General features: G+C 58.8%; 9 protein-coding genes, 1 tRNA gene and 1 pseudogene. 7 read left to right on the top strand and 4 right to left on the bottom strand.

From position 1 onward, the window contains the following. The 7 genes and pseudogenes from ACS3WB_RS12315 to ACS3WB_RS12285 form a co-directional block, all read left to right on the top strand. Window positions 1-1,085: ROK family protein (locus tag ACS3WB_RS12315; RefSeq protein ID WP_438275840.1), on the top strand; the 1,085-nt coding region annotated here is incomplete at its 5' end. Between the two features lie 425 nt (window positions 1,086-1,510). Then, window positions 1,511-1,600 (top strand) — tRNA-Ser (locus ACS3WB_RS12310). Window positions 1,601-1,685: 85 nt separating this feature from the next. Then, on the top strand, window positions 1,686-3,473 hold the full coding sequence (locus ACS3WB_RS12305) for a hypothetical protein (RefSeq protein ID WP_438275839.1): 1,788 nt from the start codon (window positions 1,686-1,688) through the stop codon (window positions 3,471-3,473). After that, window positions 3,418-3,780: pseudogene (locus ACS3WB_RS12300) on the top strand (P-loop NTPase); the annotation flags it as partial. The gene ACS3WB_RS12305 and the pseudogene ACS3WB_RS12300, both read left to right, overlap by 56 nt. Before the next feature lie 132 nt (window positions 3,781-3,912). After that, a complete protein-coding gene (locus tag ACS3WB_RS12295; protein ID WP_438275845.1) occupies window positions 3,913-4,263 on the top strand; it encodes a hypothetical protein in 351 nt (116 codons plus the stop codon). Next, window positions 4,253-4,513: a ribbon-helix-helix domain-containing protein gene (locus ACS3WB_RS12290; protein WP_438275838.1), complete on the top strand. Its 261-nt coding sequence runs from the start codon at window positions 4,253-4,255 to the stop codon at window positions 4,511-4,513. Before ACS3WB_RS12295 ends, ACS3WB_RS12290 begins: the two co-directional genes overlap by 11 nt. A gap of 77 nt (window positions 4,514-4,590) precedes the next feature. Continuing rightward, the gene (locus ACS3WB_RS12285) at window positions 4,591-5,691 is read left to right on the top strand and encodes a hypothetical protein (protein ID WP_438275837.1); all 1,101 of its coding nucleotides are present in this window, start codon (window positions 4,591-4,593) and stop codon (window positions 5,689-5,691) included. Window positions 5,692-5,833: 142 nt separating this feature from the next. Here the strand turns inward: ACS3WB_RS12285 and ACS3WB_RS12280 are convergent, their stop codons facing one another. The 4 genes from ACS3WB_RS12280 to ACS3WB_RS12265 are packed head-to-tail and all read right to left on the bottom strand — an operon-like array spanning window position 5,834 to window position 12,759. Beyond that, window positions 5,834-8,833, bottom strand: a complete 3,000-nt coding sequence (locus tag ACS3WB_RS12280) for a hypothetical protein (RefSeq protein WP_438275836.1) — start codon at window positions 8,831-8,833, stop codon at window positions 5,834-5,836. Further along, window positions 8,770-9,762, bottom strand: coding sequence for a hypothetical protein (locus ACS3WB_RS12275; protein ID WP_438275835.1), 993 nt, complete (start codon window positions 9,760-9,762; stop codon window positions 8,770-8,772). Before ACS3WB_RS12275 ends, ACS3WB_RS12280 begins: the two co-directional genes overlap by 64 nt. Continuing rightward, window positions 9,692-10,744, bottom strand: a complete 1,053-nt coding sequence (locus ACS3WB_RS12270) for a hypothetical protein (RefSeq protein WP_438275834.1) — start codon at window positions 10,742-10,744, stop codon at window positions 9,692-9,694. The genes ACS3WB_RS12275 and ACS3WB_RS12270 overlap by 71 nt, the downstream gene beginning before the upstream one ends. Beyond that, on the bottom strand, window positions 10,696-12,759 hold the full coding sequence (locus ACS3WB_RS12265) for an SEC-C metal-binding domain-containing protein (protein WP_438275833.1): 2,064 nt from the start codon (window positions 12,757-12,759) through the stop codon (window positions 10,696-10,698). The genes ACS3WB_RS12270 and ACS3WB_RS12265 overlap by 49 nt, the downstream gene beginning before the upstream one ends. Window positions 12,760-12,914 lie beyond the last annotated feature (155 nt).

Here is a 12,914-nt window from a genome sequence, read left to right as displayed (position 1 = left end):
AGCACGGGGTTCTGCGGCTGCCATCGGTGGATGTCGACAGCTACAACATCGAATTGAAAGACGACGAGGGCTTTCTCGGCGATCGCGCCTGCAAGGGCGCCTTCCGCAAGATCCTCGACGGCCTGCGTAAACCGCTGAAGAAAAACGGCGACGACCCGCTCGGCAAGATCCCCTCCGAGGAGATCGGCAAGGGTTCGCTGGACGAGGCGCTGATCGGCGACGACATCGAGGCGGCAGCGCTGGTGCACGGCGCCATCGAGGAGTTCGCGCAGGAACTCGCCTATGTGACGGGACGCTTCCTCAAGACCAAGGCATGGGCCGATACCGAATGCATCGTGGTCGGCGGCGGGTTTCGCAAGAGCCGGGTCGGCGAGATCGCGATCGCCCGCGCCGACCTGTTGCTGAAAAGCCAGAATCACAAGGTCCATCTGATCCCGATCCGCTTCGATCCCGACGAGGCCGGGCTGATCGGCTGCCTGCATCTTGCGCCGTCGTGGATCTTCGAGGCCTTCGACAGCATCCTGGCAGTCGATATCGGCGGCACCAACATCCGCTGCGGCGTTGTCGAGACCCGCTGGAAAAAGGCCGCTGACCTCTCCAAGGCCGGGGTGTGGAAGTCCGAATTGTGGCGCCACGCCGACGATGAGCCGACCCGCGAGGCTGCGGTGAAGAAGCTCGTGAAAATGCTGAAGGACCTCATTTCGCAGGCGGACAAGGAGGGACTGAAGCTCGCGCCATTCATCGGCATTTCCTGCCCGGGCGTGATCGACGAGGATGGATCGATCGAGAAAGGCGCGCAAAATCTTCCCGGCAACTGGGAGAGCAGCCGATTCAACCTGCCGGCGTCGCTAATCGAGGCCATTCCCGAGATCGGCGGCCACGACACCACCGTGCTGATGCACAATGACGGCCTGGCGCAGGGCCTGAGCGAAATGCCCTACATGCAGGACGTCGCCCGCTGGGGGGTTCTGACCATCGGTACAGGCCTTGGCAACGCGCGTTTCACCAATCGCAAGAAGGACAACAAGAAAGACAAGAAATCCGACGACGGCAAGGACAAGAAGGACAAGAAAGCGAAGGAGTGACGAACCGCCCGCGCGTGGCCTTATCGCTGCCTGAACATGCCGCAGTCCTAGGATAAGCCACGGCGCCGACCGCACTCTCCCGCCAAAGTAACCTTGTTTGGTGAGGTTAAAATCAGGATCGCGTTGCCGGTTTTGCAAAGACCGCTACGGTCGCATGGTCGCGCAGGTGGTCCGCGAAGCCGCACTTCCGGCCACGGTTTTAATGACGCGGCACGGGACCGCCGGTTATTATCGCGTCCGGCGGTCCCACTTTCCCAGTACGCCGGGCGGACCCCTTCATGGGCGACCGCCGCAACCATCCCGGTCATGTTTGGGTTTTGCATTTGAACGGGCGGCGATGTATCAAGGCGCGCATTTCCTTGCGACCCGGTTTCCACTTCCCCGAAACCGCGCTAAAGGCGGTCCACCGCCAGCATGGCACCTTAGGAGAGGTGGCAGAGTGGTCGAATGCACCGCACTCGAAATGCGGCATAGGTGCAAGCCTATCGGGGGTTCGAATCCCTCCCTCTCCGCCAATTAGCTCGCACCCCAATTAGCAGTCCGAAGGGCTCATAAGCCCCGTTTCACGCAGATTCGACGCCCAAACCTGAGGCGAGATGCGTGACTGTACCGGGGTCTGTACCAGCAAAAGTATCAGCGAAGAAGCGCTCGGGCCGCTCGCGTGCCGGCGGCCTGCGGCCGCCGCGCTACCTGACCGGCGACCCCACCGGGTGGCGCTTTCAGCTCCGGTTGTCCCCGCAATTCTTCAAAAACGGTATTGACACCGGCTTCGTCCTTGCCGGCCCGGCCCCTATCGTCCGCGCCACGTTGGGCCCGCGCAGCCGCGGCGAGGCCAAACGCCTGGCGGTGCAGCTTGCGACCCTTTGCCAGACCATCTGCAGCTTCGCGGCCGACATCTGGAAGGGGACACCGATGGATGCGTCGCAGATCGATGACCGGCAGAACGAGCTGGTTCAGCATACCGTGGCGGCTTGTCAAAACGCCATCACGCGCGCGCTGGAAAATCCGGCCCAGGCGATCGGACTTGCGCGCGGCCTCGAGGCGGCGCTGACCTCGCTCCAGCTGGTCGAGCGGGAGGTCGCCAAGGGCGAGACGGGGGCGGCCGCGGTGGCCGCAAACGCCGAGGCTTTGACGCGGGCCGCGCTCACCGAGGTCCTGAAGCTCGCCTCTCAACCCGAGCAGGCGCTCGCTGCCGTCGACCATGTGGTCCCGTCCATCACGCCCGCTCCCGCCTCGCCGCCAGCGGTCGCGTCGAACGCAGCCACCGGCAGCTCGCTGCTCTTCAGCCGTATTGCGCAGAACTACATCAACATGCGCAAGGAGCGTGACGGCGAGGACCATCCCGATATCCAGATCCTTATGCTGCGGCGTCAGGTGTTTCTCGACGTGATTGGCGACCGTACGCCGCAGGAATACTACGCGAGCGACCTGCAGACCTTCGTCAACCGGATGCAGCACTGGCCCGCCAATGTCACCAAGCGCAATGACCTTGCGGGCATGACCACGCTCGAGATCCTCGAGGCCAACAAGAATTTCGCAATCGCGCCACCAATGGCGAAGAAGACGATGGCCGACGGCTATATCGCCAACGTCAAGACGATGATGCGCCATTGCATGCAGGACCACAAATATCGTGATCCGTTCGCGGGCGCGAAGATTTCGTATCCTCAGGCCTACCGGTGCAGCAAACCGCGTGAGGGCATCAGCATCGAGGTGACCAACCACGTGTTTCGCAATGGCGCCGCCGCTGGACGACTCGATGAGGCGGTCTTCCCGCTCCTTGCCAAGCTCTCTTCCCGTCGGCTCGGCCTGCTGACCTATCTTCAGGGCGGCGACATCCGCCAGAAGGACGGCGTGTGGATCGCACAGACCAACAGCATCGTCGAGGTCGTGAACGAGCAGACCGGCAACAAGGAGTGGCGGCGCGTTCCGGCCAAGACCGACGAGTCGATGACCTTCTATGTCCTGCACAACTATCTGGACGAGATCGGTCTGATCGATTGGATGCGCGGTTGCAGCGGGTTCGTGTTCCAGGCCGCACACGAGCATCCCGACCCCTCGAAGTACATGAGCAAAGTCATGCAGCGCCTCCTGAAGCGCTGCGGGGCCAAGGGCGGCGAGGTCTTTCACAGCCTCCGCGGCGACGCCATCGACGGCATGCGCAAAGAGAAAGTCGACGGCCGAGCCCGCCGCCTCCAGTCGGGCCATGAACTCGGCGACGTTCACGATCAGTACGGCTTCCGAGCTCTGAGTGCCGAGGAATGCCAGTACCTTGCCAACTTGCCGCTGCAGCAGGGCATCGACTGGTCAGTATTCAAGGGGCTTGATTTCGATGCGATGGCGAAGCGCCGTCGCGGTCGAGGTCGCCGGCCGAAATTTGAGGGTTGATCACATGATAGCAAGTCAGCACGATAGCCGTGGCGGAATCGGACAGCACCCCCGCACCGGCACGATGCCAAGACCACTCGATGCCTGTGTGAGGACAGATCAGAGTGTGTGTTCGTCGCTCAACCACACCTTCCGCGCCATCGTCGCCGGTGCGGGCAAGGGCGGCTGCGGCAAATCCACAAGCATGACGAATCTTGCGGTTCTCGCCCGGTGCGCTGGCTATCGTGTCGGGATCATTGATGCCGATCCTCAAAAATCCAGCTTCGAGTGGCGCCGCTTGCGTAGGGATGGAGCAATCGGAGTTCACCGCTGCAGCCCCGACCAGATTAGGGAAGCGATCTCTCTGGCCGCAAAATGCCGGATCGATGTCCTGTTCATTGATATGCCGCCCGGCGCACGCCACGCCCTCGACGCTGCCCGGCACGCCGATCTCATTCTGGTGCCGACACGACCGACCCTGTTCGACGTTCGCGTGACAATGAGCGTGGTTCAGATCCTGAAATCTGCCCGGAACGCATATTCGGTCGTCATCAATGCCGCGCCATCGGGTCGGAATGGTGTCGATGCGCCGGCGGTGCGCGAGACGCGCGATCTTCTTGCGACGGTGACACCGCATGTCTGCCGCCAGCAAATCACCCATCGCCTTGTTGTGGGGTATGCAACGCTGATGGGTGCCGGCGTTACCGAGGCCGAACCGAGCGGGCGGGCGGCGACGGAGTATGAGATGCTTTGGTTCGAACTGGCCGCGAAACTCAATCTGAAAGTGCGAGGAGCAAATCATGCATCGTAGGCCGACACTCACAAACGCCATCAAGGCCACAAGGCGGACGCCATCACTAAGTGGTGTGTCCTTCCAGCCGGCGGAAGTCGCCACCGGTGCACAGTCCGAGATCCGCTGCGGCGTCCTCGTCCGGGTTAGCGACGATGTACGACGGCGGTTGAAAATGACGGCAGTTCAGCGCGGCACTACGGTGCAAACGCTCCTACTGGAAGCGATCGCAACCATTCTGGAAGAGCCAAATTTTACCCCGAAACGTTAGCGACACCCGCGGAAGAGGCCAACAAGACAGGCCGACAAGATAGAGCACGCGAGGCCGACAATAACGAGGATGACGAAATGGATGTGATGGATCTCATCTCTCGGGCATCTGCCTTGTGCGCACAGGTAAGGGGTCGAACGATCAGCGCGCGAACCCTCAAAGCCTACAACAACGAGTTCGAAAGAATGTGGGGAAGCGATAATCTAGATCCGTTAAGACCTGGAGTTAGCCTCAATACATTTTATCATCGTCGTGCGGCTGTACATTTTATAGGGGCACGTAGGTTGGAAGAGGCTGCAAGTGAATGTATGGTTGCAATTGAAGCCAGAAACGCGCAGGAAACGGTTAGCGCGGCGAGAAAGCTGCACGCACTGCTCGATCGTCTGGAACCAGTCTTTGCATTGGATCCGCCCATTCATTCCGGCACCCTGCCGTGGACGCTCCCGCCATCGCGCTGGCATCAATCCCGGAATGTCGTCCGCACTCGCGCTGAAAACAGCAAGCGATACTTGCTCGCGGTACTGCCGAGGGATTGGGACGAGATACTGTGGAATGCCGTGCCGCCAGATTGGCGTTATCGCGTGGCGCTCGCGACTCTTTTGACAGTCCCTGTCCGCCCGGAAGAATTGGTCGCGGGCGACCGCCCTGCCGGCTTCTCGCCCGGTGTCGTACTCGAACTTGAAGCGTCCGGTCTTTTGTCACTGTCATTCATGCCGGCCAAAAGCCATCGAGGGCTGTTCGGAACGGAGAGGACGACGATCGGGGTTGATCCAAGGATTTCGGATGCGCCGGCGCAGTATCTCGCAAAGCGCTGCAGGGATGCCGGCGGTCGGATCGTCATCAGCATCGATTCCAAGAATGGCTTGCGCAAGGCCATATCGAAACTCGGTGCAAAAGTCTTTCCAACAATCAAGGACAACATTACGCCCAACGTCACAAGGCACCAATTGATCGCCGACCTGAAGACAACGTTTGGCGCCGGCGCAATCGTCGCCGCTGCGGCTGGCCATGGCACGGAACGAACTCAGTCGTGCTATCGCTACTATCAGCATGGCCGGAAACGTCGCGGCTATGTTTCTGTATTGGCTGCGCGTCCTCCTAGTGCAGGACTTATGGAAAGAGCGCGCCGATTAAAGTTCGGCGCGCGAAGGCGACCTCCATTGCTCGATGAGCAATAAGAGCTCACTCGAGAGTCCGGAAAAGGCCCGAAGCGGGCATTCGCTCATTGGGAGGAAAGCTGTCGAATAGAGCGGCGTGACATGGCGAACATGGCGCATGCCCAGCGGGCTGCGAACTTTCTTCTGGGAAGCACTCCACCGCCTAGCGGGGAGATTTCCGTTTCGCTTTCTTTGCCTTCTTTGGCCGCGCCACCTTTGTTGCGCGCTTCGGCTTGGTCTTCGCCTTGGTCTTAGGTTTTGACTTGGGCTTGGGCCTCTTAGCCGCTGGCGCTCGTGGTGCCGGTGAAGCTACGCGCGCCTTCTTGGTCTCAACCTTCTTTTTTCCGCCCGATGCGGATGACGGTTTTTTCGCACGAGTTCTTGGCGCCGGCTCGCCTGGCTCGTCATAGAAACGCTCAAGCTGCTCCTTTCTTGGATATTCGCGTTCCACAAAATCCTTGCGCTGAAATTTGCCGCCCGCCAGCCAATAGATTGACGTAAAGCTCTTTGAGCCGCCCCAGCCCTCACGGTGCTTTCTTCCGCCATGCGCTTCTTTCTCCCCGGCGATAATCCAGACGGCTTCAAGCTTTTCGCGTGCAAGGAAGGATAGAAACGCGTCCCGGTCCACAAGAGCCGCGCCGGGGCCCGCTTCATGCGTTGACGGGTCGAAAAAGAGCGTCTTACCCCCGTCATCCGAATAGGAGAGGTCCCGCCCGTTTGAAAGGCGCATCCCGAGCCCGGCAATCAGACCTGGCGCGGGCACGCTGAAGCTCACCGACTCCTCGATTGAATGGTCATGACCGCTGCGTTCGGCGGAGTAATCCGTAACCGTGCGCTGAATTTCGACGACCAGTTGATTCCAATCCTCTGGCTTCATCCACGCAGACACATCGCCATACAACGGATGCCAAGGGTATTCGCCGATATAGCCGTCAGACGACTTGTCGAGTTCAGGCAGATCAGAATGCCTGTTAAACAGCTTGCCAGATAGAGCCTGCACAACCTTGCGGCGATCGGCGGCGCGCACCAAAAAGCTGCGGATTTCAAAAGCCGTCTGCAGGTCGAGCATACGCTCACCTTCCCGCATGACCCAGCAATTCCAGCGCTCGAACTCATCGACGACGAGCCATGTCCGGCCCGATCTCGGATCCGTAGCGGTTAGCAACGACGCGTCATTCACCATATCTTCGGGCGTATCGAGCCACGCCAGGCGCGACGCGGGTGACATCCCGCGGAGGTTCACTTGAGCCGGCATCCACCATGTCCGGCCGCTTTGCCGCGCTTCCTTAGGGGTCTTCAACACAAAAAGTGAGGGATCGAGATCACGCCGGCTCACTTGCCATGGCCCCTGAAAGACGCTCAGTCCGTTGTCACGGCTCCATCCAACGAAACCAAAATTATCACCCAGACGAGCGAGCAGCTCGTGAAACGCTATCCACTGATACTTCTTGCCAATGCGCTCGACCCGATGCTCCGTCCGACTACCATGCGCGTGGACCCGATCGAATTCGCCGAATAGCTCCGGGGTCCAGCCAAGGTCATGCGCACGCTTGCAGACCCAACGGCGCGCGCGCATCCGGTCGAAGGAAGGAGGCCAAAAATAGTATCGTTTCGCGCAGCGCAAATCCCTACGCACGATATGGCGCGCCCGGATGTTATACTCCAGCCATTCGGCCTCACCCAGAGCAGCCTCTAACCGCGCCTCGGCTTCATCGACGGCCTGCTCGAATTGGCTCACATTCTTGTCTTCGTCGTCACCTTCGTCTTCGTCGTCATCCTCTTCTTGGCCTGAGTCATTGACGGTCAAGAACTTGAATTTGAATGGACCAAGGGCCCGCCACGCATCGCACGCCGCGATAAGCTCGTTCAGGCGGGCTTCCGCTTCCGGAATCTGGCTAACCACATCGCCGACCCAATCACGATAGATTTGCTCCTGGCTCTGCCCGACCAGAGCAATCGGGAAGGCGCTAAATTTTCCGACCGGGGTATCCATAACATAACGCGCGAAGTCGCCATCACTCACGCTGGAGTTCACGATATCGTCGCGAAAACTCTTTCCGGGGGCATATTCTTGCACATAAGCGTCGATGACCACATCAGGCACATCCTCGATGCCGGATGAGCTGCAATAAGGTGGCCGTGCCCGCGTCAAATCAACGCCCGCCGGCAAAGCACCTCTTATGTGGGCAATCTCTACGATTCCGCGTGCATGGTCACGGATGAGGACATGGGCAAGCACCTCATCGCGGTCAAACGCACAATGATACGCAGCTTCCGCCAGTTCACGCAGCCCGTCCTTTGCCATGCCCTGCAAGGCAGCTCCATAGGCCGCGGCCATGACACGGTCGAGAATATAAAGATCATCGATGTCCTGGAAACGACGAATAAGGCTTGCGGCCATTGTCAGCCGCGTGGCCAATAGTGCCCCGAGCGCCTTTGTTGCCCGGTCACGGATGAGACGATGGCTTGTCGAGAATAGCCAGCTCAGCGCGATGGCGACGAGTTCGGCTCGCTTATCTTCGATGGCCTCGAAGCCGTTTTGAAGAGTCCAGCCAATCAAGGTTTCGATAGGGCTGTCTTCGTCATCACCCTCCTGCGCGACGTATATAGACCAGGTCCTATCCCGTTGCGGCATCGCCCGCTTGACGAGCTTTCCGTGCAAATACTCGGCGTTAAACGCATTGTCCGGTTCGCTTGCGACCGCGAGCAGCGCGTGCATGGTCTCGTTACGCCCCGATAGCCTGGAAGCTTCCTTCAGTAAATCGAGGGTGCGCTGCGTAAAGGCGCGTTGCTCACGCCACAAGACGCTACCAAGAAACGCGCGCAGGAGCAGCAATCTGTTCCGCGGCTTAGGCATGGCGTCCGGGAGTTCGAGCCCACTGCGCTCCGGCAACTGAACCGCCATCGCTTCCAACACGCCCGCATGCTCATAAGCCTTAGGGTTTTCAAGGTAAATCTCCAGCGGCGTGCCCGGCAGAAATGAATCCTTCGGCGCCGATACATCGAAATGCTTATCGAACATCTGACGCGCGATGCGATGGTCGCTATAGCGCTCAAACGAAAAGCGCACGGTTTGGACGATGGCGCCGCCGTTTCCCGTCACGGGCTCATCGGCCAGAATTCCCTCGCTGACGAGCCGGGCAAGCAAGCTCTTTTCGAACACCCGTGCGCCGGAACAATCGCCTCCATCAGAGCGTCGGCCTTGTCGTATTCGAGATAGCCGCGTTCGCCTTGATCGAAAGCAACGGCAAGCGTCTCGAGCGCTTGGGCCACCTTCGCAAGCTTATGATCGAGCCCGAGCTGCCGCTCGACGGATTTTGCAACAGCCTCCGAGTAAAAACCGAAGATCTCCGTTACCCCGCGCAGGCCGCGCGGGAATTCATGAAGCTGTTCCTTTTCGAGATAGTCGCAACAGGTCTTGAGAAAGAGCGGGTTCTCGAATTCCGGAACAAGGTTCGGCGCGGCCATGCGCACAATGCCGCGCTTATCCAGATAGTAGCGGGCGGCTTCAGCGGCACGCCCGGCGAACCCAACATGCTCAACCTGAGACAAATCCGGTCCTGGCCCCGCCGGCAGGATGTATGGCAAATATGTCGAGCGGCACGACAGGGCGACGGCCACACGCGGGAAAGCCTCAATCGTCTTGAGAAACGCTGGCAGCCGGTGTGACCAAATTGAGATTCCATGCCGCTCGTTAATGGCGTCGATGAAAATCACAGCCCGGGTCCCCGCAGCCTGCGCCGCGGCATCGAGAGCGCCAAGGAATTTCTCGGTGGAAAGCGTTAGGTCGAGTTGTTTGACGATTTGTGCCCAGGGGTCATCATCAATCAGCGTACCGCCAAGGATAAGAAGCGAGGGATGACCATCGGCAACTTGATGATCGACCGCATCTCCGAACAGATGCGATTTGCCGATACCTCCCGGACCCGTGACCAGCGCTCGCCGGCTGTTGACCAGTCGCCAGCTATCGCCGGTTACCCCTTCGATGACGGCATCCAACGCCTCTTCGAGCCCGCGCATATCATGGTACAGATATCGGACATCGTCTCCGTCCTTGGCTGGAGTCGGATTGATATTGCGAACGGCGCGCATGGCTTGTGCGGCCGCCACCAGGGCCTCGCTTCCTAGCGACTTGATATGTTCGATGGGGGAATATGTAAGCGGGGTCATCAGGCGTCGTCGATAACAGTGAGCTAAGCGCACTGGTCGTTGCCTCAACCGCCGCAATTTCCGCTATCAGCCCGCCGCTCACCGTCAACCGCTTAAGGCGATCGATGACGTCGTACCGGGCCTCTTCCAGTTTTTCGCCCCATAGCTGAACTTGATCAAGAACGGAGCGGTCACGGCAAAGGCCAAGGATGGTGCGTCGTATGGGTAACTCAACATTTGTTTCAGGGGTATAGCGCTGCCCAAGCCCGTCGCGAGCCCGCTCAAACCGGCTGGTAAACCAGGCCGAGGTGAGAAAGGTCTCATCGAACCAGAAAGCCGCCCTGCCTGAGTAGAGCGGGTTGTCGCGGCCTAACCGCTCCACAAGCTCAGAATGCCCCCATAGTTCGATGGCGAGCTTTCGCTTCTTCGTTGCGGCAGACTTCCATTTCTTCACCCAATCCTGCCAACGCTGAAGCTGGGTCTTGCCTTTACCCGAACGCTGGTCGAACAGATCGAAGGGTATGCAGACGATGTACCGGTTAAGCCTGGGGTGCTTGGCCAACGCTTGCTTGATGGATTTGTCGAGCTGCGTAACCTGGCCGGAGTCAAACTTGAAGAAATACTTTGTCTGCCACCCTGTTTCCGAGCCGTCGCGATGCCGCATGTAGCACTCGACACCCGCGTCCGCACCAATGCCTTTACGATAGAAAACATCATCCGGTGCGCGGCTCCAAAGCCGCAAGCTGCGAACACAATTCTTCGAAGGCGTAATTCTGCGAACCAACGAAGGAACGAATACGTTGAAAGTCGATGTTAACCGCTGGCACCCGGCGCCTCGATGATTGTAATCAGTGTAGACCAGATCTCGGGCGAATATCACGTCAGACAGCACTTCTTGAACTTTTTGCCACTGCCGCAGGTGCATGGGCCGTTCCGGCCAATCTTCGTGCCATCCGGTGCCCGCCGGGTAGGTGCGAGCCTAGTCAGGGCCTGACTGCCCGCAACGACCATACCGCGGGTGAGGGCATCAAGCTTAGCATCGTGCTTCCAAGGGAAACGTAACGCGATACTGAGCTTCGGCAAGCTGTCCGTTTCGCGCACGACGAAGCCAAACCATCCTCCGGATCGGTGTACGTATTTGCGGCGCCGACAATGGTCAGCGAGCGTTTCAACAGCTTCGCGAGCCGGCGCCCGGCTGCAATGGATAGTGAGCCCGTTATCGCCGTTGTTGAATCCGAGGGTAAAATCATGAAGCCGCCCATCGAGTCGTGTGCGGTAAGCGACATCCTTCAGCCCTTGGTCAAGTTGGTCGATAGTGTCGCCGTTGATATCAAGTAGCAGAAAGCCAAGATCGATCAGGTCGGAGTTGGCCTCATTCTCGATTTTTTCGACCACCTGTCCAACGAGCGTGCCGTTGAGCTTGGTCAGGATGCCCTTTGGTGTGCCGGTTCCCGGCACTCCCTCTCGGCGTACGGTCATGGCAGTATCTAGGTCGAGCGAACAATCGTCCGCAACCATCGCCATGCTGGTGTCGTCTTCAAACCAGAGGTTCTGGCTCAAATGATAGCCCAAAATAGCGAGTTCGTTGGTTCCGTGGACACGCTCGGCATAGTGGGCGCGTCGATTGACGTAGCTCAGGAAGCGTAAAGGGCTTGCGAGCATCTCGGTTAACACGTCGATCAGGAACACGTCCGCGACGAGTGGAGCCCGGATAATCGTATCCTGCTCATAGTTGAGGAAGCTGCGGGCCTGAACGGTGAGCACGGGATAGTGGTCCGACACTGCGCAGATGATATAGATCTCTCTCAGTTCCGGAATGGTAAGCTTCGACCCATCCTCCTTCACGAATTCCAAGTCGGATTTAACAAGCGATTGTGCGCACAGTAGGCCTTGGTCATAAGCGTCCTGCACGGCCTTTTGGAAATCGTCGCGTAGAGTCTGGTCGTTGCCCTTGCGTGATTCTAAGGTCATTTTCTTTGACTTGCATTGGACGATGACGGCCCGGTCACCAAACAGGACAAGTACGTCCATCTCGGACACGCGATCGCTCGAGCCCTCAATGTTAACGTTGCAATGGACGTTCTTAACGCTAAAAATTGAGCGAAGCCTCTTTGCAACAAACTGCTCGGTGAAGGTGCCACGATGGGCTGACGCCTTCGCACGATACGCTTTGTCTGCGATCATCCAGTAGAAGGGGGAATCGTAGATGGACTCCACGATCCCATAGGTCTGCAACGCGATATAGGTGCCGTCCGGCCGCGCTACTATCGGACATGCCACGGCTATGTTGAATGCGCCGAGCGACGTGAAATCGGCATTGGCCGGCGCGCCAATACTGAGCGCAGCAAGCACTGCACTGATTGTCTCAATCGGCCGCTTAACGTGCGTCGCTATCTCCGCTGCTGTGAACGTAAACCCAGGTAGCAAGGACAGGGATGACGGGCTCTTCAGTTTTAGCTCAGACAGCGTCTTCCGTATCTTGTCATTCTGTACCGCCGAAATGCCCTGGGCTAAGGCTTGCGCATCCGCTATGGTGAAGCCTTTGTTCGCGATCAGCCACGCTTCGTCTGCTGCATAGCGTTCGAGCGCCATGTCGCGATATTGGAAGCTGTAAGCGGATTCGCCGCCATAAAATATAGGTTCTCGAAGAACATCGGCGCGAGTGAAAGGTGAAGGAGGCCGGTCCAAGCCCATCTGCGCTGCTTTTGCACTATTGAAGATAGCCTCCCACATTGGTCGCCCCAGCCGCTCATGGAGCTCAGCCAGAAGCTCGGTCGTACGATCGAACAGCGCCTGAACCTCAGCGGCGGTCGGTTCACTCATATCGATCGGTTGACGGATCAACAACCCGAGCAATGTCGAGAATTCAGTCCGGACCGTTCGTTCCGGCGCATAGGAGGCAGCGAGTGCTTTACTGTCCATCTCACTGTCGAAGGTCACATAGTTGTCCCGCAAGGACATCCATGCGAGCGCATGAACAAACCCAGGGCGACTGCACAGTTCCGTGAGATCGTCAAATATATCCTGTTCGGCGCGAGGTTCACTAGGCCCCATATCGTCATCCTTGAATAAGCGACGATCGGCTAACCGGAAAA

Origin of the sequence: Nitrobacter sp. (genome assembly GCF_051535215.1) — a bacterium.
GTDB lineage: Bacteria > Pseudomonadota > Alphaproteobacteria > Rhizobiales > Xanthobacteraceae > Nitrobacter.
This window is presented reverse-complemented; position numbering and strand designations above follow the sequence as displayed.